Source organism: Pseudomonas sp. M5A4_2d (genome assembly GCF_053345295.1).
In genome coordinates this window covers 858,918-883,269 of record NZ_JBKEZW010000001.1, presented here as the reverse complement: position 1 = coordinate 883,269, position 24,352 = coordinate 858,918, and the positions used below count along the sequence as shown (strand labels likewise).

Below are 24,352 nucleotides of genomic sequence, written 5' to 3'. Positions count from 1 at the left end.
AACCATGAGTGCTGAATTGATTGTCGACGCCCGCAATGCCGTGGGCGAGTGCCCGGTGTGGGTGCCGCAGGAAAACGCGCTGTACTGGGTGGATATCCCCAACGGCGGCCTGCAACGCTGGAGCGCCACCACCGGCCATGTCGCCGCCTGGAAAGCGCCGCAAATGCTTGCGTGCATTGCCCGCACCACAACGGGCAATTGGCTCGCCGGCATGGAAACCGGTTTTTTCCAAATGACCCCGCACAACGATGGCAGCCTCGACACTACGCTTCTGGCGAGTGTCGAGCACCCGCGCCCGGACATGCGCCTCAACGATGGCCGCTGTGATCGCCAGGGCCGTTTCTGGGCTGGCAGCATGGTGCTGAACATGGGGTTGAACGCGGCCGAGGGCACCCTTTACCGCTACGCCTCAGGTGTGGCGCCGCAGGCTCAGTTAAGCGGTTTTATCACCCTTAATGGCCTGGCCTTCAGCCCTGACGGCCGCACAATGTACGCGTCGGACTCCCATCCGCTGGTGCAGCAGGTCTGGGCCTTCGATTACGACATCGAAACCGGCACGCCGTCCAATCGCCGCGTGTTGGTCGATATGCAGCAGTACCCCGGGCGCCCCGACGGCGCAGCGGTAGATGCCGACGGCTGCTATTGGATCTGCGCCAATGACGCCGGGCTGATTCACCGTTTCACCCCCGAGGGTCGCCTCGACCGTTCCCTGAGCGTGCCGGTGAAAAAACCCAGCATGTGCGCCTTTGGCGGCAGCCGCCTGGACACGTTGTTCGTCACCTCGATCCGTGACGACCAGAGTGAACAGTCGCTGGCCGGCGGCGTATTCGCCCTGAACCCTGGCGTCCTGGGCCTGCCCGAACCGACCTTTGCCCTCTAGTGGGTTGGACTGCGATGCTGATTGAACTCGAAGATAACCTGACCCACCTCACCCTGGCTCCGGCCGTGGGCGGGAGCATCGTCAACTGGCGCGTGCGCGCCACCGGGCAAGCGCTGTTGCGACACACGGATGAGCACGCGCTGAACAGCGGTTTGCCGGGCAAGCTGGGCTGTTATCCCTTGGCGCCCTGGTCCAACCGCATCTCCTTGGGCGGTTTTGACAACCCCGATGGCTGGCTGGACCTGACGCCCAACAGCCTCACCGATCCGTTGCCGATCCATGGCTCAGCCTGGCAACAGGCGTGGCGGGTGGTCAGCCAGACGGCGGATGAAGTGGTGCTCGAGGTGGTGTGCGGCACACCGTTCGCCTACCGCGCCGAGCAGCGGTTTCGCTTGAATAACGGTGAGCTGAGCATCGCGTTGCGCGTGACGCATCTGGCTGAGCACGCGGCGTGGCACGGTTTGGGCTTGCACCCCTACTTGCCGCGTCAGCCAGGCACACGGTTGCAGGCCAGGGCTAAGCAGGTGTGGTTGAGTGATGCGTCGAAGCTGCCTACCGGGCTGGCGCCAGTACCGGAAGATTGGGACTTCAAGGTCTCAAAAGCCCTGCCCACAGGCCTGGTGGACAATGGGTTTTGCCAATGGGACGGGCATTGCCGGATTGAGCAGCCAGAGCTGGGGTATGTGCTGGAGTGCCGGGCGACCGGCGCCGATTACTTCCTGTTGTACTGCCCGCCGGGGTTGGGGTTCTTTTGCATTGAGCCGGTGAGCCATCCGGTGAATGCCCATCATCTGCCAGGGCGGCCCGGCCTCAAACTGTTAGAACAAGGCCAATCAATCCAACTCGATTTCAACCTCAGCTACCATCCAACTGTGGGAGCGGGCTTGCTCGCGAATGCGTTGGATCAGTAACACACCCACCGACTGACACACCGCATTCGCAATGCCTACTCCCACATGTCTGTGTCAGGGCGGTGTGTTTTTGAGGCGCCCTGCCGTGTCGATACTCACCACCACCGACAACCCCGGCCGCAGGCGCTCGATCTCGGCCTGGTCGGGGTCAACCGTAATCCTCACCGGCACCCGCTGGGCAATCTTCACAAAGTTGCCGGTGGCATTGTCCGCCTGCAACAGGCTGAACTCCGACCCGGTCGCCGGGGAAATATGCTGCACCGTGCCGTGAAACTTGCGGTGGTTCAGCGCATCCACGGTGAAGGTCACCGGCTGGCCAACCTGCACATTGTCCATCTGGGTTTCTTTCATATTGGCAATCACCCACAACTGGGGCGGTACCAGGGCCATCAACTGCGCGCCGGAGTTGACGTAGGCACCGAGGCGTACGCCAATCTGCCCCAGTTGGCCGTCACGCGGCGCGATGATACGGGTGTTGGACAGGTCTATACGCGCCAGTTCCACGGCCGCATCGGCACTCGCCACAGCGGCTTCCAACGAACCGCGATTGACGATCACCGTTTGCAGGTCCTGCCGGGCAATTTCCAGGCTGGCCTGGGCCTGGGCCACAGCGGCGATGGTCTGCGCATTCGCGGCGCGGGCCACATCCAACTCACGCTTGGACACCGAACCGTCGCTGATCAATTCTTCGTTTCGGCGCAGGTCGGCAGTGCTTTTGCGCGCCTGGGCCTGGCTGTCCACCAGTGCGGCCTGGCGCAGCTTGATCGTCGCTTCGGCGCTGTTGCGTTGCTGCACCACGTTGGCCAACGAGGCTTTCTGCACGGCCAGTTGCGCCAATGCCTGGTCGAGGCGTTGCTTGTAGATGCGGTCATCCAGGCGCACCAACAGGTCGCCGGCCTTGACGAACTGGAAGTCCTGCACCGGCACTTCATACACATAGCCGCTCAGTTGCGGGCCGATAATCGTCACTTGCCCGCGCACCAGGGCGTTCTCGGTGGTTTCCACCGCGCTGCTGAACGGTGGCAATTGCCAGGCATACAGCACGATCAGCACACCGACGATGGCGATCGCGGCAAAGCCCAGGGACGAGATGATGCGCACCCGCAGCGAGCGCGGCTCGGTGACCGATGCACCCGGCGGCGTGGTGCCTTCCGGGGTGGACGCGATGGCGTTAGTGGTGGTCGTGGTGCTGGTGGTCGGTTCGGTCATGAAGTAACGCCGCTGGGTTGAACGAGAGGGGCTGCTGTCTTGGTGGTACTCATCAGCCACAGACTGCGGATAAATATCCAGAGCATGGTGAGGATCGCGATGATCGCAATCAACATGAACACATCGTTGTAGGCCATCACGTTCGCCTCACGCGTGGCCGCAGTGGCCAGGCTGCGGATGCCCATCAGGTTGCGCAATTGCGGGTCGGCGATGACGCCGCCATAGGCCGAACCGCCGCTCTGCACCCGCGCGGCCACAAGCGGGTCAAGCAGGGTCAGGTGCTCGACGATCATGCTGGAGTGGTACTTCTCGCGCACGATCTGGAAGGTGCCCAGCAAGGCCGCGCCAATCAGGCCCCCAAGGTTCTGGCAAATGCCGAACATCACCGAGAAACTCACCAGGTTGCGCGGGTTGGTCAACACGTTTTTCGTGCCCAGCACCATCGTCGGCCCGAGAAAGAAGGTGCCGCCAAAGCCTAGCAGGAACTGGCTGATGTACAGGTTCTGCGGGCGGGTCAGGTTGCTGGAGAAGCTGTCCATCACCGAGCCCGTGGCCATCAGCGCCAGGGAGATGATCAACGGCATCAGCAAGTGGGCCGGGTTGATCGTCAGCGCACTGAGCACCAGCCCGGCAATCGCCCCGGCCAGCATCACCACGTACAACGTGTGCATTTGCTGGTAGCTCATGTTCAACATCTGCATGAACCCCACGGCGCCGGTGGACTGCTCCGACAGCACCATGCGAATCAACACCACCGCCAGCGCCAGGCGGATCATCACGCCACTGCCCAACCAACGGGTCATCAGCAACGGGTTTTTGCGGTTATGCTCGATGGCCAGGCCAGCCATGATCAGCACCAGGGAACAGGCCGAGGCGACGCCGATCCACGGCGCTTCCAGCCACCAGTCGATACGCCCCAGGGACAGCACCGCGCAGAGCAGTGCCACGCCGGTGGCGAGGATGCCGAAGGTGAGGAAGTCGAGTTTTTCAAAGGTCTTGAAGCGATCGCCGGGCGGTAACTTGAGCAGAAATACGCAGCCGAGGCAGATCAGTGCCAGGCCCAGTTCAAACAGGTACAACCCGCGCCATTCGGCGATTTGCAGCAAATCTTCGGAGAACAATCGCGCCAGCGGCAACGCCAACTGCGCGGTGCCCAGCCCCAGCACCAGGGCTTTCATGCGCCACTTCGCCGGGAACGCCTGGATCATGTAGTACAAGCCCAACGAACTCAGTGCCGCACCCACCATACCGTGGGCCGCCCGCACCGCAATCGCCGAACTGAGGTCGTTGACGAACAAATGGCCGAAGGTCACCAGTGCATACAGCACCAGGAACACCTCGGTAAACGCACGCAAGCCGAACTGCTGGCGAAACTTCACCAGCAATAGGTTCATGCACACGTTGGTCATGACATAAGCAGCGGGCAGCCAGGCCATCTCGGCGGTGGTCGCGCCGAGAGCACCCTGCAGGTATTGCAGGTTGGCGATCACCAGGGCGTTGCCCAGCCCGCCGGTAATCGCCACCAATACGCCGACCAGCGCAAACAGCCAGCGCTTGTGCGTGGGGTGCAGCGGCGTCGACGGCGAGCCGGGCAGGCTCGGTCGCTCGTGGGGCTGCCAGGTGTGGGGGGTGTATTTGTCCATTGCATGACCTTGATGATCCGACGTGCAAGGCCGGTGAATCCGTGACTCAGGGCCTAGTAAACCTGAGAGGCGTTCATCTTGCCATGTCAAATGTGTACACGGTCAACACGGTGGGAGCTGGCTTGCCCGCGATCGCGGTGGGTCAGCCACACCGCTATCGCAGGCAAGCCAGTTCCCACAGTTGGACTGTATTCCAGGTCAGGGTGAGAGTGTTGCCTTGATGAGCATTCCGACAGCCACCAGCACACACAGGCTCGCGAAGCCTACCTGCAGGGTTCGTGCGCTGATCAACGAACACAAACGCCGCCCCGCCAGCATGCCGACAATGCTGGCGCCGATGAACATCCAGCCCACGGGCCCGATAGTCACACCGGCGTGCATCGCACCCGCCACGCCGATCAGCGAAATCAGGCTGATCACCATCAACGACGTAGCCACAATGCCGCGCATCTGCACATCGGTCAGTTGCTTGAACGCCGGCACGATCAGAAACCCGCCGCCCACGCCGAGCAAGCCCGACACCGCGCCGGTTACTGCGCCCAGCGCTGCCAGGGTGGCCGTGCATTTGGCGGTCCAGGCCAGGCGCCCGGTTTGCTGGTTGAGCATGCAGTTTTTTTGGCCCCAGGACGCGGCACCATGGTCGCTGGGCCCGGCCTCGACCTTTTCACGTTGCAACATGCGCCAGGCCACCAGCACCATCAACGCGCTGAACAAGCCCATCAGCAGGTGCTCCGACAGCTGGTGTGCGACAAACACACCCAGCGGTGAAAACAGCGCGCCGAGCAAGGCAATCAACAACGCGGCACGGTAGCGCACCAGGCCGTGACGCAACCCATGGACCGCCCCGACCGCCGCCGCCGCACCCACGGCGAGCAACGACACCGGGGCCGCCTGGGTCATGGTCAAGCCCAGCCCCAGTACCAACGCCGGCACCGCGAGGATACCGCCGCCCGCGCCGGTCAGGCCCATGACCAGGCCCATCAATAACCCCAACACACTCGCCAGCAGCATTTAATCCACCTTGCTCAGGCGGGTCAGCCATTCGCGGCCCTTGAGCATGCCGTTCCAGTAGAACCACGGCAGCAGCGTGGCCTTGAGAAACCACATCGAGCGGCGCGCCCGGGTCGGGTCCAATGGAAAGGTCGGCAGCAGTTTGCCGCCGTAGCCGAACTCGGCCAGTACCACCTTGCCCTTCTCCACCGTCAGCGGGCACGAACCATAGCCGTCGTACTTGAGCGGCAGCGGCGCCTGCTTGCGCAGGGCCAGCAGGTTTTCCGCGACGACCACGATCTGTTTGCGCACGGCGGCGGCGGTCTTGGCGTTGGTCGTGCCGCATACATCGCCGAGGCCGAAGATGTGCGGGTAGCGCAGGTGCTGCAAGCTGTGGGGGTGCACTTCGCACCAGCCGGCGGCATCGGCCAGGAGGCTTTGGCGGATGAAGTCCGGGGAGACTTGCGGCGGAACCACGTGCAGCAGGTCAAAGGTTTTCTCTTCAACCGTGACAGTGCCCTCGGCGTTCTTGACTTCGAACCAGGCCTTGCGTGCCGGGCCATCAACCCTGATCAGGTTTGAGTTGAACGCCAGGTGCGCGTTGTATTTCTCGATGTATTTCATCAGCGGCGGCACAAAGGTCGCCACCCCAAACAGGGCCGCTCCCGCCAGGTTGAATTCCACGTCAATGTTCTTCAGGTGGCCTTGCTTGAGCCAGTGATCGCAGGACAGGTACATGGCCTTTTGCGGCGCGCCCGCGCATTTGATCGGCATGGCCGGCTGGGTAAAAATCGCCTTGCCGCCCTTGAGTTGCTGCACCAATTGCCAGGTGTAGGCAGCGTGCTGGTAACTGTAGTTGGAGGTGACGCCGTTCTGGCCGAGGGTGTCTTGCAGGCCTTCGACTTTCTCCCAGGCCAGGCGCAGGCCGGGGCAGACGATGAGGTTGTTCCAGGTGACGCGCTGGCCACTGTCGAGCACCAGCGTGTGTTCGTCGGGCAGCAACTCGGTGACGGTGGCCTGCACCCAGGTGACGCCGTTGGGTAGCACGTCGGCCAGTGGGCGCCGGGTCTTTTTCAGGTCGTAGGCACCGCCGCCGACAAGGGTCCAGGCCGGCTGGTAGCAGTGGAATTCGCTCGGTTCGATCAGGATGATGTTCAGGTGCGGGTCGCGCTTGAGCAAGCTGGCCAGCAGGCCGATACCTGCCGAGCCGCCGCCGATGACTACGATGTCGCCACTGATGGTTGGTCCACAGTGTTGCTCGGTCATGGTCTTTTGCCTTTTATAGTCAATGCACACAAGGGTCGCTGCCGGATGGCGTCACGCCCAGCTTTTCATGACCGCGCCGCAGTACAGCCCGGACAAGGTTTTCATCACTTGAATCACTTCGTGGCTGGCCAGCCCGTAGAAAATGTATTTGCCTTCCCGACGGGTGGCGACCAACCCTTCGTCACGCAAGATGCCCAACTGTTGAGACAGCGTGGGCTGGCGCACGCCGGTCATGGTTTCCAGCTCGCCGACGTTGCGCTCGCCCTGAGTCAACTGGCACAAGATCAACAAGCGGTCCTCATTGGCCAGCGCCTTGAGCAAGGAGCAAGCCTTGGACGCCGACGCGCGCAACTGGGCGACTTCGCCCTCACTCAGAGTAGATTCCATTTGCCTCGGGTCCTTTACGTCACTTAAGCTCAAAACATTATGTGTAATCGTAAACTGATTGTAACCACATTTTTCTTCTTCATTTTTTTCCTCAACAGGGACAGCCGCCATGCCAGCGTTGATTCAAGCCTTTCTGGACGAGGCATCGTCGACCTTCACCTATGTCCTCTATGAAAACGACGGCGGCCCGTGCGCCATCGTCGACTCGGTGCTCAACTACGACCCGGCTTCCGGGCGCACGGATACGGCCCAAGCCGACAAAGTCATCGCCTTTGTGCGCGAGCATCGTTTGCAGGTGCAATGGCTGCTGGAAACCCACGCCCATGCCGACCACCTGTCCGCCGCGCCCTACCTGCGGCGTACGCTGGGTGGCAAGATCGCCATCGGCCAGTCGATCAGCAAGGTGCAGGGCGTATTCAAGAACTTGTTCAACCTGGAGCCGGAATTTCGCGTCGATGGCTCGCAGTTCGACCACCTGTTTGCGCCGGATGAGATCTTTCATATCGGCAATTTAAAGGCCCAGGCACTGCATGTGCCCGGGCATACCCCGGCCGACATGGCGTATTTGATCGACGGCCGCTTGATCCTGGTGGGCGACACCCTGTTCATGCCCGACGTCGGCACCGCCCGCTGCGATTTCCCCGGCGGCGATGCGCGCCAATTGTATGCGTCGATGCGCAAGTTGCTGGCCTTCCCATTGGAGACCGAGCTGTACGTGTGCCATGACTATCCGCCTGAGGGCCGTGCAGCCAAGTGCTTGACCACCGTGGCAGAACAACGCGCGGGGAATATCCATGTGCATGACGGGGTGGAGGAAGCGGCGTTTGTGGCGATGCGCACGACACGCGATGCCGGGTTGGGAATGCCGACTCTGCTACTGCCGGCGATCCAGGTGAATGTGCGGGCGGGGAATATGCCGCCAGCGGAGGAGAATGGCGTGGTCTATCTGAAGATTCCGCTGAATCAGCTGTGAGCGGCTAATCGAAATAGGACCCTTTAGGGTGCGGGAGTCCCGACCACAATTCGTCGACGTGCTTGAAGCCCCACTCATCGACATTCTCGCGCGCCACAATCTTGTCGGGTTGCTGGGCCAGATTGACCACCACTTGGCTAATCGGCAAACGGGAACGTGCGGAAAAGAACACCTTTACTGTCGGCGTCAGCAATGACATCGATGTTTGTTCGATGACGACACCGATACGACCGCTTTCCAGGCGTACCAGGGTACCGACGGGGTAGATGCCCATGCACCGGACAAACGCCTGAAAAACTCTCTCGTCAAAGTGACCTTTCCATTCGGCCATTTTCTGAATGGCTTCGGCCGGCCCCCAGCCTTGCTTGTAAGGGCGTTCAGAAGTAATGGCGTCGTAAACATCACACACCGCGCCCATTTGCGCGAACAGGCTGATCTGGTTTTGGACCAGCCCGTGTGGGTAGCCACTGCCATCGCATTTTTCATGATGATGCCAGCACACATCCAGCACCAGTGCGCTGATGTGCGGGCAGTGGCGCAGCATGTCCAAGCCCTGCGCCGGGTGCTGGCGTACCGAGGCAAACTCAAGCGCGGTCAGCGCACCGGGTTTACTCAGGATCGCCTCGGGAACAGCCATCTTGCCAACATCGTGGAACAACCCTGCCAAGCCCGCTTCCTGGATAAAGTCGGGTGACAAACCCAGCTGGCGCGCCAGCGCGATCATCAACCCACACACGGCCACCGAGTGCATGTAGGTGTATTCATTGGCCGTCTTCAGGCGGGCCAGGCTGATCAAGGCATGAGGGTGTCGCAGCAGCGACTGGGAGATGTCGTCCACCAGTTGGGTCACCTGCGTGGGATCGACTGCCCCGCCCATACGCAACTCCCCGAACATGGTGATAACCGCGCGCTTGGCCACCGCGCACAACTTTACCGCCCGGGCCACTTCCGCCTTCATCTCGTGACGGGTCAGCACCTCTCGGGGCTTGGCCGGCGCCGGTGCGGAGTGCAACGTGGCCGCAACAGCCACGTCACAACCTTTGAGTGTATCAACCCATACATGCTGAATCTGCGACGCCTGCAGGCGCTGCAGATCCTCGGCGCGCTCCAGTAAGAATTGGTTTTTCCAAAAACCATGCTCGATCCAGGCACCCTCGAGTTTATGGATATACATGCCCAAAATCGCTTGCGACGCAGGAATGCGTTTCAACATAGGCCATCCCTCACTGCGTGCACCGTCAGGCTATGGAAAAACGGGCCACGATGTGCTTGAGGTCCATCGCCAACTTCGACAGCTCGTGGCTGGCAATCGACGTTTGCCCGGCGGCCGACGAACTCTGGATCGACAGGTCGCGGATACTGATCAGGTTCTGATCCACCGAACGGGCCACATGGGCCTGCTCCTCGGAAGCAGTCGCGATCAGCAGGTTTCTGTCATTGATATCGGCAATGGCCTCGGTAATCTGAAGGATGGCCTGGCCGGCTTCATGAGCAATTTTCAATGAGTCCACCGCTTCGCTGCGGTTCATGCTCATGGAGGCGACGGCGTCGCTGGAACAGGTCTGGATCTTCGCGATCATCTGCTCGATTTCCTGCGTCGAGGTCTGAGTGCGGTGGGCCAATGCCCGCACTTCGTCGGCCACTACCGCAAAGCCGCGCCCCTGCTCACCGGCCCGCGCTGCTTCAATGGCGGCGTTCAGTGCCAGCAGGTTGGTCTGTTCGGCAATCGAGCGGATCACTTCCACCACCCGGGCAATGTCCTGGGACTGCTTGGCCAGGCCTTCGACTTCCACGCCGGTCTGCTGCACCGTGGCGCTGAGTTTTTCAATCGCGGCAATGGTCTGGGTGACGCGCTCCTGGCCGATTTTCGCCGAGCGCTGGGAGTCCTGGGTCGATTGGGAGGCCGAGACCGCGTTGCGGGCCACTTCCTCCACCGCAGCCGTCATCTGATTGACCGCCGTGGCCGCCTGGTCGGTTTCCTGGCTCTGGCGCTCAATACCCGCGCTGGACTCACGGGTAATCGAACTCATCTCTTCGGCAGCCGAAGCCAATTGCCCGGAGGCTTCGGAGATGTTCTGCAAGGTGGTCTTGAGGTTCATCTGCATGGCTGCCGTGGATTGCTGAAGCGCCGTCAGCTCATCCTTGCCATCAACGGTAATGGCCACGCGTAGGTCGCCTTCAGCGATCTTGGTGGTTGACACAAGCAGTTCACGTACCGGTTTAATGATACTGCGGGTAAACAGACCGGCGACTACCACGGTCAACAGCACTGAAACGATCATCAATCCCCAAGTAAACAGACGCGTCGCGCTGTGCTCGCTGGCGGCAACCTGCACCGCCTGCTGAGAACCGCGCTCGTTCAACTGGATCAGTTCGTTGATCGAACCCTGCACCTTCATGGCGATAGGACTCAGGACTTCACGCATGTAGATCGCGAGCTGTTCAGTGGCCGCCGTGGAAGAGAGTACGAGAAAACCGTCAACCTGCTGGTTGTAACTTCCAACACCACTGAGGACCTCATCATATTTAGCCTGCTCCTCGGGACTCGACACCATGGGCGCATAACTCTCGGCGACCTTGGTCAGGTCCGCCCGCAGGCTTTGGATTTTATCCTGTGAGCCTTGAGTTTGCCGGGCAGCGTCCATCGCAAAACTGCGCAACTCCAGGCGCAGCTTATACAGGGCCGAGTCGACTTTCCCGGACAGAAGAATACTCGGCAGCCAGTTGGTTTCAATTTCAACGGTCGAGGCATAGATAGTATCGACTTTGACCAGCGTCATGCCCCCTTGGATTAACAGCAGCAGGCACACTACTCCAAAACAGAGCGCCGTACGAATGTTCAACTTCAAGGATCTCATGGACATATCTATTCACCTCTTACTTAGACCGCTTAGTTAGATAGTCTATGGCTATCATCGCGCATAGCCGTCTGTGAATACTATGTAACCACTTACAGGAATGTTTAGTATCAGGGTTAAGAGAGTGCGCCCCCTAATGTTACTTAGCCAACAAAAAAAGTCACTCAACCCTAAGACTTTCTGCTGGGTCAGTCGGCTTCGGCTTTTTCGTTAAGCAGCGAATACATCGCATTACAGGACCGGTCACAGTTTCGCCCGACCGTTTCCAAGTGGCGTTTCAAAGAGCCACTTATTTGTGGCGACAGATTACTTATATTTTCGATGAGCGCGGCCATGTCCTCGAGCGCGGCGGCAATAGACAGCTGAGTTAGATTAAAGTCGTAGAGCGCGCGGCATATTAATTGCTGCTTATCCATGACCTGTCCCGCCATTTAAAAATAGAGCTTAGCAGGTACCTGAGCCTAGTAAGGTAAAAGCCCAAGTTATATTGACAGGGATCACTTTATAACGCGGAGGCAGCGACGCACTGCGCCGCCGTCTCATACTCCTCAGACCATCAAGCCACCGGGCGGCAAGGGTAGCGCCGTCTTGTAACGCACTTGTTTGAGGGCAAAACTGGAGCGGATATTGGCGACGCCCGGTACCTTGGTCAGAAAGTCCATCATGAAGCGTTCCAGCGACTGGATTGTCGGCACCAGCACGCGGATCAAGTAATCGGGGTCGCCAGCCATCAGGTAGCACTCCATCACTTCCGGACGGTCCGAGATCGCGCCTTCAAACTGCTGCAAGGCCAGTTCATTCTGCTTTTCCAGGCTGACGTGGATGAACACGTTGACGTGCAGCCCGAGCAAATCCGCGTCGAGCAGCGTGACCTGGTCGCGTATCAGGCCCAATTCCTCCATCGCCTTGACCCGGTTGAAACACGGTGTGGGTGACAGGTTGACCGAGCGAGCCAGGTCGGCGTTGGTGATGCGGGCGTTCTCCTGCAAGGCGTTGAGAATGCCGATATCGGTACGGTCCAGTTTGCGCATGAGACAAAATCACCTGTTTTTTATGGTTATGCAGTTTTTTTATCCGCAAATGATCGCGAGCGCAACGAAACACAGATAAATATTCTTCTACGCCACGCCTATGATGTTTGTAGGACAAGATTTCTCCTACCCGGAGACTGACTGTCAGCTAGCGCGCCCACTACAAGAATTCACAAGATCGAGCGTAGAAAGCCATGAATCAGCCATATGCACCATTGCGCCTGCACGTTCCCGAACCCTCGGGCCGCCCAGGCTGCAAGACCGACTTTACCTACCTGCGTCTGACCGACGCCGGCCTGGTGCGCAAACCCGCCATCGATGTAGAACCCGCCGACACCGCCGACCTGGCAAAAGGCCTGATTCGCGTGCTCGACGACCAGGGCCAGGCCCTTGGCCCATGGGGCGAAGGCGTACCGGTCGAGATCCTGCGCAAGGGCATGCGCGCCATGCTCAAGACGCGGATTTTCGACAACCGCATGGTGGTTGCCCAGCGTCAGAAAAAAATGTCGTTCTACATGCAAAGCCTTGGCGAAGAAGCCATCGGCAGCGCCCAGGCCCTGGCCTTGAACATCGACGACATGTGCTTCCCCACCTATCGTCAGCAAAGCATCCTGATGGCCCGGGAAGTGCCGCTGGTAGACCTGATCTGCCAACTGCTGTCCAACGAGCGCGACCCGCTCAAGGGCCGCCAGTTGCCGATCATGTATTCGGTCAAAGACGCCGGTTTCTTCACTATATCCGGCAACCTTGCCACCCAATTCGTCCAGGGTGTGGGCTGGGGCATGGCCTCGGCGATCAAGGGTGATACCAAAATCGCCTCGGCCTGGATTGGCGACGGCGCCACCGCCGAATCCGACTTTCACACCGCCCTTACCTTCGCCCACGTCTACCGTGCGCCGGTGATTCTCAACGTGGTCAACAACCAGTGGGCCATCTCCACCTTCCAGGCCATCGCCGGCGGTGAAGCCACCACATTCGCCGGACGCGGCGTCGGTTGCGGGATTGCCTCCCTGCGTGTGGACGGCAACGACTTTATCGCGGTGTACGCCGCCTCAGCCTGGGCTGCCGAGCGCGCGCGCCGCAACCTCGGGCCAACCCTCATCGAGTGGGTCACCTACCGCGCCGGTCCACACTCCACCTCCGATGACCCTTCCAAATATCGCCCCGCCGATGACTGGAGCCACTTCCCGTTGGGCGACCCGATTGTCCGTCTCAAGCAGCACCTGATCAAGATTGGCCAGTGGTCCGAAGAGGAACACGCGGCGGTCAGTGCCGAACTTGAAGCCGAAGTCATTGCGGCACAAAAAGAAGCCGAACAGTACGGCACCCTGGCCGGTGGCCAGATTCCAAGCGCCGCGACCATGTTCGAAGACGTCTATAAAGAGATGCCGGAGCACTTGAAGCGCCAGCGTCAAGAGTTGGGGATCTGACATGAACGATCACAACAACAGCATTGAACTGGAAACCGCCATGACCACCACCACCATGACCATGATCCAGGCCCTGCGCTCGGCCATGGATGTGATGCTTGAGCGTGACGACAATGTGGTGGTGTTCGGCCAGGACGTCGGATACTTCGGCGGCGTGTTCCGTTGCACCGAAGGGTTGCAGAACAAGTACGGCAGCTCGCGGGTTTTCGACGCGCCGATCTCGGAAAGCGGCATCGTCGGCGTGGCCGTGGGCATGGGTGCCTACGGCCTGCGCCCGGTCGCGGAAATCCAGTTCGCCGACTACGTGTACCCTGCCACCGACCAGATCATCTCGGAAGCGGCGCGCCTGCGTTATCGCTCGGCCGGCCAGTTCACTGCGCCGCTGACCATGCGCATGCCCTGCGGCGGCGGCATTTACGGCGGCCAGACCCACAGCCAGAGTATCGAAGCAGTATTCACCCAGGTCTGCGGCCTGCGCACGGTAATGCCGTCCAACCCGTATGACGCCAAGGGCCTGCTGATCGCCTCCATCGAAAACGATGACCCGGTGATCTTCCTCGAGCCCAAGCGCCTGTACAACGGCCCGTTCGATGGCCACCACGATCGCCCGGTCACGTCGTGGTCGAAACACCCGCAAGCACAAGTGCCGGACGGTTACTACACCGTGCCGCTGGACGTCGCCGCTATCGTGCGCCCCGGCTCGGCCGTCACCGTGCTGACCTACGGCACCACGGTGTATGTGTCGCAAGTGGCCGCCGAAGAAACCGGCATCGACGCCGAAGTCATCGACCTGCGCAGCCTGTGGCCGCTCGACCTGGAAACCATCGTCAAGTCGGTGAAGAAGACCGGTCGTTGCGTGGTGGTGCATGAAGCCACCCGCACCTGCGGCTTTGGTGCCGAGCTGGTAGCGCTGGTGCAAGAGCATTGCTTCCACCACCTGGAAGCGCCGATCGAACGCGTCACTGGTTGGGACACACCCTACCCGCACGCGCAAGAGTGGGCGTATTTCCCAGGGCCGTCCCGAGTGGGCGCGGCGTTGAAACGGGTTATGGAGGTCTGAATGGGCACGCACGTTATCAAGATGCCGGACATTGGCGAAGGCATCGCAGAAGTTGAACTGTCGGTATGGCACGTGAAGGTTGGCGACCTGGTGGTTGAAGACCAGGTGCTCGCGGATGTGATGACCGACAAGGCGATGGTGGACATTCCCTCGCCGGTGCACGGCAAAGTGATTTCCCTCGGCGGCGCGCCGGGTGAAGTCATGGCCGTGGGCAGTATTTTGATCAGCATCGAAGTGGAAGGCGCGGGCAATGCCAAAGAGGCGCCGGCAGTGGCTGAACCGGTAAAAACGGTGCCGACGCCGGTGGTGGAAGCCAAGCCTGCGCCAGCCGCCAGTAAACCCGCGCCGGTCGTGGCGACTCAAGCACCTGTGGCCCGCGAAGCCGACGAACGCCCACTGGCCTCCCCTGCCGTGCGCAAGCATGCGCTGGATGCCGGGATTCAGCTGCGTCTGGTCCAGGGCACTGGCCCGGCGGGCCGCATTTTGCACGAAGACCTGGAGGCTTACTTGCTTCAGGGTCCGGCAAAAACTTCTGCGGCGGGCAACCCTTACGCCGAACGCAACAGCGAAGAACAGATCCCGGTGATCGGCATGCGCCGCAAGATCGCCCAGCGTATGCAGGACGCCACTCGCCGCGCCGCGCATTTCAGCTACGTGGAAGAAATCGACGTCACCGCCCTCGACGAGCTGCGCGTGCACCTCAATGAGAAACATGGCGCTACACGCGGCAAGCTGACCCTGCTGCCATTCATCGTGCGCGCCATGGTCGTGGCGCTGCGCGATTTCCCACAGATCAACGCGCGTTACGACGACGAAAACCAGGTCATCACCCGCCTCGGCGCGGTGCATGTAGGCGTCGCCACCCAGAGCGACGTGGGCTTGATGGTGCCGGTGGTGCGCCACGCCGAAGCACGCAGCCTGTGGGGCAATGCCGAGGAAATCGCACGTTTGGCCACCGCTGCACGCAATGGCAAGGCCAGCCGTGATGAGCTGTCCGGCTCCACCATTACCTTGACCAGCCTCGGCGCGCTGGGCGGCATCGTCAGCACACCCGTGCTGAACCTGCCGGAAGTGGCGATTGTCGGCGTCAACCGCATTGTCGAGCGACCAATGGTCATCAAAGGCCAGATCGTGGTGCGCAAGATGATGAACCTCTCCAGTTCCTTCGATCACCGCGTGGTCGACGGCATGGACGCGGCGCAATTCATCCAGGCCATTCGCGGCCTGCTCGAACAACCCGCCAGCCTGTTTTTGGAGTAAGGCATGTCTCAGACATTGAACACGACGCTGCTGATTATCGGCGGCGGCCCTGGTGGTTATGTGGCCGCGATTCGGGCGGGTCAACTGGGTATCCCGACCATTTTGGTAGAAGGCCAGGCGCTGGGCGGCACGTGCCTGAATATCGGCTGCATTCCGTCCAAGGCGTTGATCCATGTGGCCGAGCAGTTCCAGCAAACCGTGCACCATAGCCAGGGCTCACAGTTGGGCATCGAAGTGGATGTGCCGACCCTGGACATCCGCAAAAGCGTGGAATGGAAAGATGGCATCGTCGACCGGTTGACCACCGGCGTTGCCGCGCTGCTGAAGAAGCACAAAGTGCAGGTGATCCACGGCTGGGCCAAAGTAGTGGACGGTAAAACCGTCGACGTCGGCGACCAGCGCATCCAATGCGAACACCTGGTGCTGGCCACCGGTTCGAAAAGCGTCAACTTGCCGATGCTGCCAATTGGCGGGCCGATTATCTCCTCTACCGAAGCGCTGACGCCCACCCGCGTGCCCAAGCGACTGGTTGTGGTGGGTGGCGGCTATATTGGCCTGGAGCTGGGCATTGCCTACCGCAAGCTCGGCGCCGAGGTCAGTGTGGTCGAGGCGCAGGAACGTATCCTGCCCGCTTACGACGGCGAGCTGACACTGCCCGTGGCTGAATCCCTCAAGCAGTTGGGCGTCAAGCTGTACCTCAAGCACAGCGTGACCGGTTTCGAACACAACAGCCTGCAAGTGCGTGACCCGAATGGCGACACCCTGTCGCTGGAGACGGATCAGGTGCTGGTGGCCGTGGGTCGCAAACCCAACACCCAGGGCTGGAACCTCGAAGCGCTGAACCTGGAGATGAACGGTTCGGCGATCAAGATCGACAGCCGTTGCCAGACCAGCATGCACAACGTGTATGCCATCGGCGACGTAAGCGGCGAGCCGATGCTGGCGCACCGGGCCATGGCCCAGGGTGAAATGGTTGCCGAACTGATCAGCGGTAAATCCCGCGAATTCAACCCGGCGGCCATCCCGGCGGTGTGCTTTACCGACCCGGAACTGGTGGTGGTCGGCAAGACCCCGGACGAAGCCAAGGCGGCGGGCCTGGACTGTATCGTGTCGAGCTTCCCGTTTGCGGCCAATGGCCGGGCAATGACGCTGGAGTCTAAAACCGGCTTCGTGCGTGTGGTCGCGCGGCGTGACAACCATTTGATTGTCGGCTGGCAGGCCGTAGGCGTGGGTGTGTCGGAACTGTCCACGGCCTTCGGCCTGAGCCTGGAAATGGGCGCGCGCCTGGAAGATGTAGCGGGCACCATCCACGCCCACCCGACCCTCGGCGAAGCTGTACAAGAGGCTGCACTGCGGGCATTGGGCCACGCCTTACATATGTGAACTGCCGCAATTCCCCTGTGGGAGCGGGCTTGCTCGCGAATGCGGTTGATCAGTCAGACGTGTATTGACTGACACCCTGCATTCGCGAGCAAGCCCGCTCCCACATAAAGCAAGAATGAAGTATTGTTGCGCCCATCCAGAAAAAAACCGACAAGCCTGTCTTCGACCAGGCGGTTGACCAGAGATAGAGGGTGTCATGGGTAACGAAAGCATCAATTGGGACAAGCTGGGTTTTGACTACATCAAGACCGACAAGCGGTTTCTCCAGGTCTGGAAAAACGGCGAATGGCAAGCCGGCACCCTGACCGACGACAATGTGCTGCACATCAGCGAGGGCTCCACTGCCCTGCACTATGGCCAGCAGTGCTTTGAAGGCCTCAAGGCCTACCGCTGCAAGGACGGTTCGATCAACCTGTTCCGTCCTGACCAGAACGCCGCGCGCATGCAGCGCAGCTGTGCCCGCCTGCTGATGCCGCACGTGCCGACCGACGCGTTCATCGACGCTTGCAAGCAAGTGGTCAAGGCCAACGAGCGGTTCATCCCGCCGTACGGCAGCGGCGGCGCGCTGTACCTGCGCCCGTTCGTCATCGGCACCGGTGACAACATCGGCGTGCGTACCGCGCCGGAGTTCATCTTCTCGGTCTTCGCAATCCCGGTCGGCGCCTACTTCAAGGGCGGCCTGGTGCCACACAACTTCCAGATTTCCACCTTCGACCGCGCCGCGCCACAGGGCACCGGTGCCGCCAAGGTGGGTGGCAACTACGCTGCCAGCCTGATGCCGGGTGCCGAAGCGAAGAAATCCGGTTTCGCCGATGCAATTTACCTGGACCCGATGACCCATTCGAAAATCGAAGAAGTCGGTTCGGCCAACTTCTTCGGGATCACCCACGACAACCAGTTCATCACGCCGAAGTCGCCTTCGGTGCTGCCAGGCATCACCCGCCTGTCGCTGATCGAACTGGCCCAGTCGCGCCTGGGCCTGACAGTGGTCGAGGGTGAAGTCTTCATCGACAAACTGGACCAGTTCAAGGAAGCCGGTGCCTGCGGCACTGCTGCGGTGATTTCGCCGATCGGCGGTATCCAGTACAACGGCAAACTGCACGTATTCCACAGCGAAACCGAAGTTGGCCCGATCACCCAGAAGCTCTACAAAGAGCTGACCGGTGTGCAGACCGGCGACGTTGAAGCGCCGGAAGGCTGGATCGTCAAGGTCTAACAGCCCACACGCATAACCCAATGTGGGAGCGGGCTTGCTCGCGAATGCGGTCTGTCAGCACTGAATCAGGTGACTGACACTGCGCATTCGCGAGCAAGCCCGCTCCCACATTTGATCTACAGTGTTTTCAAGATTGAGTCGGGATATTCACGCCAATCTTCTTCCCCATACTAATCCTCGGCTCCACCCCATACCCCAACGCCTCGTAAAACCCCACCACCGCGTCATTCCCGCCAGTAATCTGCAAATTGATCTTCATACACCCCAGCGCCGTCAACGCCTGCTCGGCATGCCGCACCAACGACGCGCCCAAACCCTGCCGCCGATAATCGCTGTGCACCGCCACCGAATACAGCCAGCCACGATGCCCGTCGTAGCCGGCGAGAATGCTGCCGATCACGGCTTTTTTATCCGTCGCCACAAAGAACAACCCATCGTTGACCGCCAGTTTCTTATCAATCGCCAACGTTGGCAGGTTGTGCGCGGTGTCATACCCAAACGCCTCCTGCCACAAGGCCACCACCTGCGCACGGTGCTGACGGTCGCGATACGGCCCAATCGGATGGCGGGATAACAACGCCTTCTCCATCACCAGCGTGCGCTCGTTGCCGTGATAGACATCGCGCACCGTGTGGAACCCCAGCTTGGTATAGAACGGCTCGGCCGTCAGCGAAGACGGCACGTTCAAGACCGTCACCCCGGCTTCGCGGGCACGCAGTTCGATTTCGATCATCAGCAGCCGCCCGATGCCCTGCCCTTGCAGCGCCGGGTTGACGAACACCGAGCGCACCACATTGCCGTCAAGGGCAGCAGTGGCGACGATCACCTGATCCTGAATCGCCACCAGCACCACCCGCCGCTGGAGCAAAGCCAGCACAGCGTCAGGCGTAAAATTACTCGCGACCCGAGCAATCACATCCGCCGGGTAATCCCGCGCATTACTGCTGTGCAAGGCTGCCAGGATGACCTGGCTGATCCCTTCGGCATCGGCTGCCTGGGCGAGACGAACGGCGGTAGACATGATTCCTCCTGGCTGACGGCGTTACAACAGACGCAACAATACCAATGTGGGAGCGGGCTTGCTCGCGAATGCAGTCTTCCTGTCAATGCATCTGAACCTGACCCACCGCCTTCGCGAGCAAGCCCGCTCCCACAGTTTGACCTCATTCCAACCTCTTCAGCCGATTCGGCTGCCCTACCCCACTTTTCAGCTTTCCCGGCTGAGCCGCCCCTCTGTTTCAGCCGGGATTCCCCCACCACAACGCACAAAATACCCCCACAGCTCAGCCCCCATGGACCCGTGCACCTATGCAAACAACAAACACTGTCCTGATGATTCGCCCGGCGCGCTTTGCCTTCAACCCGGACACCGCGATCAACAACCGCTTCCAACGCCCACCCCTCGACCCACTCAGCACGCAGCAGAAAGCGCTGGAGGAGTTCGACGGCTACGTCGACACCCTGCGCCAACACGGCGTCGAAGTGCTGGTGGTGCAGGACACTCCCGCGCCTCACACGCCCGACTCGATCTTCCCCAACAACTGGTGGAGCAGCCACGCCGACGGCAGCCTGGTGCTGTACCCGATGGAAGGCCAGAACCGACGCTTGGAGCGCAGCAAAGGCGTGCTGCAAGTGCTGGAGCAGCGCTTTGCGATCCACCACACCATCGACCTCAGCCACCTCGAACAACAGAACATCTTCCTCGAAGGCACCGGCAGCATGGTGCTCGACCGCCAGCACCGCATCAGCTACGCCTGCCACTCCGGGCGCACGCACCAGGACGCCCTGCGCCAGTTCGCCGAACGCCTCGACTATCAACTCTGTGTGTTCCACGCCGTCGACCGCCATCACGCGCCGATCTACCACAGCAATGTGATGATGAGCGTCGGCCGCGACCTCTCGGTGGTGTGCCTGCAAGCCCTGCCCGACGCGAGCGAACGCCTGGGCCTGGAACGCTCACTGCGCGACACCGGCAAAGACATCCTCGCCCTCGACTTCAACCAGCTCGAAGCCTTCGCCGGCAACATGCTCGAAGTCCACAACCGCGACGGCCAGCCGCTGCTGGTGATGTCCGCCAGCGCCTGGGGCGCCCTGCAACCGAATCAGCGCCAACAGGTGGAACGCCACACGCGGCCGGTGGTGGTGAACATCGACAACATCGAACGCATCGGCGGCGGCAGTGCCCGCTGCATGTTGGCGGAAGTGCACCTGCCCGCCCGCCCCTCATTTCAATAAGGAGTCTTGCCATGACCCGTTACATCGACGTCAACGACCTCTGCTACCTGGTCTCGCAAAAAGGCCTGCAAACCTGCATCACCGAAATGGCCGAATACATCCGCGCCGACTACCTGCGCTGGCAGGACTTCGAAAAATGTGCGCGCCTGGCCAACCATTCGCCGGATGGCGTGATCGAGCTGATGCCGGTGTCCGACGCCGCGCTGTACGCCTTCAAATATGTCAACGGCCACCCCAAGAACACCCTGGCCGGCATGCTCACGGTGATGGCCTTCGGCGCGCTGGGCGACGTGGACACCGGCAAACCAGTACTGCTGGCGGAAATGACCCTGACCACCGCCATCCGCACCGCTGCCACTTCAGCGTTGGTCGCCCGCTACCTGGCGCGCGACAACAGCCGCAGCATGGCGCTGATCGGCAACGGCTCGCAAAGCGAGTTCCAGGCCCTGGCCTTCCACGCCATGCTCGGCATCAACGAAATCCGCCTGTTCGACATCGACGCCAAGGCCACCGCCAAGCTGGCTGCCAACCTCGAGGCCTTCCCGGCAATCACAGTGATCCTGGCCGGCAGCGTTGCCGAAGCGGTCAAAGGCGCGGACATCGTCACCACCGTCACCGCCGACAAGGCCTACGCGACCATCCTCACCGACGACATGATCGAACCCGGCATGCACCTGAATGCCGTGGGCGGCGACTGCCCCGGCAAGACCGAGCTGGACCGACGTATCGTCGAACGCGCCCGCGTGATCGTCGAGTACGAACCGCAAAGCCGCATCGAAGGTGAAATCCAGCACATGCCGGAAGATTCGCCGGTCACCGAGTTGTGGCGGGTCCTAAACGGCCAGAAGCCGGGTCGCGAAAACGCACGCCAGGTCACGCTGTTCGACTCGGTGGGTTTTGCCATCGAAGATTATTCGGCACTGCGCTATGTGTTCGATGTGGCCAACGCGTTGGATGTGGGCAGCACACTCGAACTGGTGCCGGACCTGGCCGACCCGAAAGACTTGTTTGCACGCTTGGCCCAACAGCCGCGCGCACAGCAGAAAAAGCGCGCCTGAGACCGCTCTGGTCTGCCGCTTTGCGCCGATGGCAGGCCAGAACCTCACCCGCAAAAAGCCGATTTTGCGCGTGCAGCAGCCGATTCCGCTGCATTGCGCTTTTTAACAGCGCAATTCGCGCTTTATGCACCGGATAAACGACACAAAAAACGCACCACCATGAAGCATTCTGAGCCCGACCAAAGAGTCAGCAAATGAATGCACGCTGCACCCTTTCACTGCCCTGACATCAATTACAAAATATAGGGACGCCCCATGACTCCACTGCGATCACTCTTCGCTGCATTGCTGTTGCCTCTGTGCGCCAGCGCCGCCCACGCCCAGGACTGGAAAGAAATCCGCTTCGGCGTATTCCCCGAATACCCGCCCTTCGAATCCGTGGCCGCCGACGGCAGCCTGCAAGGCTTTGATATTGAGTTGGGCAACGCCATCTGCGCCAAGCTCGAAGTGAAATGCACCTGGGTGCACAACGAATTCGATGGCATGATCCCGGCCCTGCGCGCACGCAAGTTCGACGCGATCATGTCGTCCATGGCCGTGACGCCGGCGCGCGAAAAAGTCATCGACTTCACAGACCGGCTGTTCCTCAGCCCGACCTCGGTGATCACCCGCAAAAGCGCCGACTTCGGCGACACCCCCGAATCCCTGAAAGGCAAACAGGTCGGCGTGCTGCAAGGCTCGCTGCAAGAAGCCTATGCCCGCGCGCACCTGGCCAAGCTCGGCGCGCAGATCAAGGCGTACCAGTCCCAGGAACAGAACTACGCCGACCTGCAAAATGGCCGCCTCGACGCCACCCTGACCGACAAGCTCGAAGCCCAGCTCAACTTCTTGTCCAAGCCTGAAGGCGCCGACTTCAAGACCGGCCCGGCCTTCAAGGACCCGACCCTGCCCCTGGACATCGCCATGGGCCTGCGCAAAAACGACGCAGACTTGCGCGCGCTGATCAATAAAGGCATCGCCGCCGTGCAGGCCGATGGCACCTACGCACAGATCCAGAAGAAGTACTTCGGCGATCAGGATATCTACAACGAGTAAGTCAACGCCAGCCCTGTGGGAATTGGCTTTTTGTGGCGAGGGAGCAAGCTCCCTCGCCACAAAAAAACAGCTCCCACAGTAAATCTCTGTGCTCCATCGAGATCTCCCCCCCATGAACGAATTCCTCAACCTGCAAGGCTACGGCCCCATGCTCGCCCAGGGTGCCTGGATGACGGTCAAGCTGGCATTTCTGGCCCTGGCCCTGAGCCTCGCCTTGGGCCTGATTGCGGCCGGCGCCAAGCTCTCCAGCGTCAAAGGGCTGCGCGTGCCCGCCACGCTATACACCACGCTGATCCGCAGCGTGCCGGACCTGGTGCTGATCCTGCTGATTTTCTACAGCCTGCAACTGTGGCTGAACGACCTTAGCGAAGTGTTCGGCTGGGATTATTTTGAAATCGACCCGTTTACCGCCGGGGTGATCACCCTGGGGTTTATCTACGGTGCGTATTTCACCGAAAATTTTCGCGGCGCGATCCTCAGCGTGCCGGCCGGGCAGCTTGAGGCCGCCACCGCCTACGGCTTGAGCCGCTGGCAGCGCTTCCACCTGGTGCTGTTCCCGCAGTTGATGCGCTTTGCTCTGCCGGGCCTGGGCAATAACTGGCTGGTGCTGCTCAAGTCCACCGCGCTGGTGTCGATCATTGGCCTGTCGGACCTGGTCAAGGCCGCGCAAAACGCAGGCAAGAGCACCAACGAGCCGTTGTATTTCCTGATCCTCGCCGGCGTGGTGTACCTGGTGATCACCACCCTTTCCAACCGCATCTTCAAGCGTCTAGAACGGCGCTACAACCTCGGCATCAAGGGGATGGCGCGATGATCGAACTGTTCCAGCAATACGGCCTGGCCTACCTGTTCAGCGACGGCGCCGGCTTGTCCGGAGTCGCCATGACGCTGTGGCTGTTTATCATCTCGGTGATCCTGGGTTTTGTGCTGTCGATCCCACTGGCGCTGGCCCGCGTATCGGAGCACTTCTGGCTGCGCTGGCCGGTGGAGGTCTACACCTACCTGTTTCGCGGTACGCCGCTGTATATCCAGTTGCTGATTTGCTACACCGGGCTGTACAGCCTGGAGGTGGTGCAGGACAACGCCCTGCTCAACCAGTTTTTCCGCAATGCGCTGAACTGCACCCTGCTGGCGTTTGTGCTCAACACCTGCGCCTACACCGTGGAAATCTTCGCCGGGGCGATCCGCAATATTCCCCATGGTGAAATCGAAGCGGCACGCGCCTACGGCTTGCATGGCTGGCGGCTGAACCTGTTTGTGGTGGTGCCCGCCGCGCTGCGCCGTGCATTGCCGGCCTACAGCAATGAAATGATCCTGATGCTGCATGCCACCTCGCTGGCGTTTACCGCCACCGTCGCCGACATCCTCAAGGTGGCCCGCGATGCCAACGCCGAAACGTTCCTGACGTTCCAGGCCTTCGGTATCGCCGCCCTGCTCTACATGCTGCTGTCCTTTGCACTGGTGGGCCTGTTTCGACTGGCCGAACGTCGCTGGATGCGTTTTCTTGTTCCTACCCGAGGCTAACCC

The 24,352-nt window shown here is 60.9% G+C and carries 23 protein-coding genes; 13 read left to right on the top strand and 10 right to left on the bottom strand.

Features of this window, described 5'->3' with window-relative positions:
• Nucleotides 1-4: 4 nt before the first annotated feature.
• Together ACLBW8_RS04120 and ACLBW8_RS04115 are read left to right on the top strand one after the other, a co-directional pair.
• Complete coding sequence (locus tag ACLBW8_RS04120; protein WP_447804649.1) at nt 5-880, top strand: SMP-30/gluconolactonase/LRE family protein; 876 nt, start codon at nt 5-7, stop codon at nt 878-880.
• 14 nt (nt 881-894) lie between these two features.
• Complete coding sequence (locus tag ACLBW8_RS04115; protein ID WP_447804648.1) at nt 895-1,791, top strand: aldose 1-epimerase; 897 nt, start codon at nt 895-897, stop codon at nt 1,789-1,791.
• A 54-nt stretch (nt 1,792-1,845) separates the two neighbouring features.
• On the opposite strand, the gene ACLBW8_RS04110 is transcribed toward ACLBW8_RS04115, so the two are convergent.
• The 5 genes from ACLBW8_RS04110 to ACLBW8_RS04090 all read right to left on the bottom strand — a co-directional run bounded on the left by ACLBW8_RS04110 (nt 1,846) and on the right by ACLBW8_RS04090 (nt 7,286).
• Entirely contained in the window at nt 1,846-3,000 is a 1,155-nt protein-coding gene (locus tag ACLBW8_RS04110; protein WP_064453028.1) for an HlyD family secretion protein, read from the bottom strand.
• Entirely contained in the window at nt 2,997-4,643 is a 1,647-nt protein-coding gene (locus ACLBW8_RS04105) for an MFS transporter (protein WP_447804647.1), read from the bottom strand. The genes ACLBW8_RS04110 and ACLBW8_RS04105 overlap by 4 nt, the downstream gene beginning before the upstream one ends.
• Nucleotides 4,644-4,841: 198 nt before the next feature.
• Nucleotides 4,842-5,654, bottom strand: a complete 813-nt coding sequence (locus tag ACLBW8_RS04100) for a sulfite exporter TauE/SafE family protein (RefSeq protein WP_447804646.1) — start codon at nt 5,652-5,654, stop codon at nt 4,842-4,844.
• Complete coding sequence (locus ACLBW8_RS04095) at nt 5,655-6,899, bottom strand: FAD-dependent oxidoreductase (RefSeq protein ID WP_447804645.1); 1,245 nt, start codon at nt 6,897-6,899, stop codon at nt 5,655-5,657.
• Between the two features lie 51 nt (nt 6,900-6,950).
• A complete protein-coding gene (locus ACLBW8_RS04090) occupies nt 6,951-7,286 on the bottom strand; it encodes an ArsR/SmtB family transcription factor (protein WP_053256978.1) in 336 nt (111 codons plus the stop codon).
• 109 nt (nt 7,287-7,395) lie between these two features.
• On the opposite strand from ACLBW8_RS04090, the gene ACLBW8_RS04085 reads away from it, so the two are divergent.
• Nucleotides 7,396-8,259, top strand: coding sequence for an MBL fold metallo-hydrolase (locus ACLBW8_RS04085; RefSeq protein WP_221295155.1), 864 nt, complete (start codon nt 7,396-7,398; stop codon nt 8,257-8,259).
• Nucleotides 8,260-8,263: 4 nt separating this feature from the next.
• On the opposite strand, the gene ACLBW8_RS04080 is transcribed toward ACLBW8_RS04085, so the two are convergent.
• The 4 genes from ACLBW8_RS04080 to ACLBW8_RS04065 form a co-directional block, all read right to left on the bottom strand.
• Nucleotides 8,264-9,472 (bottom strand): HD-GYP domain-containing protein, encoded by a 1,209-nt coding sequence (locus ACLBW8_RS04080; RefSeq protein ID WP_447804644.1) that lies wholly within the window; start codon nt 9,470-9,472, stop codon nt 8,264-8,266.
• Nucleotides 9,473-9,497: 25 nt separating this feature from the next.
• Nucleotides 9,498-11,123 (bottom strand): methyl-accepting chemotaxis protein, encoded by a 1,626-nt coding sequence (locus tag ACLBW8_RS04075; protein ID WP_447804643.1) that lies wholly within the window; start codon nt 11,121-11,123, stop codon nt 9,498-9,500.
• 182 nt (nt 11,124-11,305) lie between these two features.
• Complete coding sequence (locus tag ACLBW8_RS04070) at nt 11,306-11,533, bottom strand: hypothetical protein (protein WP_221295158.1); 228 nt, start codon at nt 11,531-11,533, stop codon at nt 11,306-11,308.
• Nucleotides 11,534-11,665: 132 nt separating this feature from the next.
• Complete coding sequence (locus ACLBW8_RS04065; protein WP_083357856.1) at nt 11,666-12,148, bottom strand: Lrp/AsnC family transcriptional regulator; 483 nt, start codon at nt 12,146-12,148, stop codon at nt 11,666-11,668.
• A gap of 194 nt (nt 12,149-12,342) precedes the next feature.
• Between ACLBW8_RS04065 and ACLBW8_RS04060 the strand changes: the two genes are divergently transcribed.
• From ACLBW8_RS04060 to ACLBW8_RS04040, 5 genes are all read left to right on the top strand, one after another.
• Nucleotides 12,343-13,578 carry a 3-methyl-2-oxobutanoate dehydrogenase (2-methylpropanoyl-transferring) subunit alpha gene (locus ACLBW8_RS04060; RefSeq protein ID WP_221295159.1) on the top strand — a complete coding sequence of 412 codons (1,236 nt, stop codon included), beginning with the start codon at nt 12,343-12,345 and terminating at the stop codon, nt 13,576-13,578.
• Nucleotide 13,579: 1 nt separating this feature from the next.
• Nucleotides 13,580-14,638 (top strand): alpha-ketoacid dehydrogenase subunit beta, encoded by a 1,059-nt coding sequence (locus ACLBW8_RS04055; RefSeq protein ID WP_221295160.1) that lies wholly within the window; start codon nt 13,580-13,582, stop codon nt 14,636-14,638.
• On the top strand, nt 14,639-15,898 hold the full coding sequence (locus ACLBW8_RS04050) for a dihydrolipoamide acetyltransferase family protein (RefSeq protein WP_447804642.1): 1,260 nt from the start codon (nt 14,639-14,641) through the stop codon (nt 15,896-15,898).
• A gap of 3 nt (nt 15,899-15,901) precedes the next feature.
• Nucleotides 15,902-17,281, top strand: a complete 1,380-nt coding sequence (gene lpdA / locus ACLBW8_RS04045; RefSeq protein ID WP_447804641.1) for a dihydrolipoyl dehydrogenase — start codon at nt 15,902-15,904, stop codon at nt 17,279-17,281.
• Nucleotides 17,282-17,477: 196 nt separating this feature from the next.
• Entirely contained in the window at nt 17,478-18,497 is a 1,020-nt protein-coding gene (locus tag ACLBW8_RS04040) for a branched-chain amino acid aminotransferase (RefSeq protein ID WP_064453040.1), read from the top strand.
• Between the two features lie 127 nt (nt 18,498-18,624).
• Here the strand turns inward: ACLBW8_RS04040 and ACLBW8_RS04035 are convergent, their stop codons facing one another.
• Nucleotides 18,625-19,518 (bottom strand): GNAT family acetyltransferase, encoded by an 894-nt coding sequence (locus ACLBW8_RS04035; protein WP_082895916.1) that lies wholly within the window; start codon nt 19,516-19,518, stop codon nt 18,625-18,627.
• 287 nt (nt 19,519-19,805) lie between these two features.
• Here ACLBW8_RS04035 and ctlX point away from each other — a divergent pair, with 287 nt between their 5' ends.
• From ctlX to ACLBW8_RS04010, 5 genes are all read left to right on the top strand, one after another.
• A complete protein-coding gene (ctlX, locus tag ACLBW8_RS04030; RefSeq protein ID WP_432750788.1) occupies nt 19,806-20,732 on the top strand; it encodes a citrulline utilization hydrolase CtlX in 927 nt (308 codons plus the stop codon).
• A gap of 11 nt (nt 20,733-20,743) precedes the next feature.
• A complete protein-coding gene (locus ACLBW8_RS04025) occupies nt 20,744-21,790 on the top strand; it encodes an ornithine cyclodeaminase (protein WP_447804640.1) in 1,047 nt (348 codons plus the stop codon).
• Nucleotides 21,791-22,045: 255 nt separating this feature from the next.
• Nucleotides 22,046-22,825, top strand: coding sequence for an ABC transporter substrate-binding protein (locus ACLBW8_RS04020; RefSeq protein WP_064453043.1), 780 nt, complete (start codon nt 22,046-22,048; stop codon nt 22,823-22,825).
• A gap of 112 nt (nt 22,826-22,937) precedes the next feature.
• The gene (locus ACLBW8_RS04015) at nt 22,938-23,639 is read left to right on the top strand and encodes an ABC transporter permease (RefSeq protein WP_064453044.1); all 702 of its coding nucleotides are present in this window, start codon (nt 22,938-22,940) and stop codon (nt 23,637-23,639) included.
• Nucleotides 23,636-24,349, top strand: a complete 714-nt coding sequence (locus tag ACLBW8_RS04010) for an ABC transporter permease (protein ID WP_262665390.1) — start codon at nt 23,636-23,638, stop codon at nt 24,347-24,349. The genes ACLBW8_RS04015 and ACLBW8_RS04010 overlap by 4 nt, the downstream gene beginning before the upstream one ends.
• The last annotated feature ends 3 nt before the right edge of the window (nt 24,350-24,352 follow it).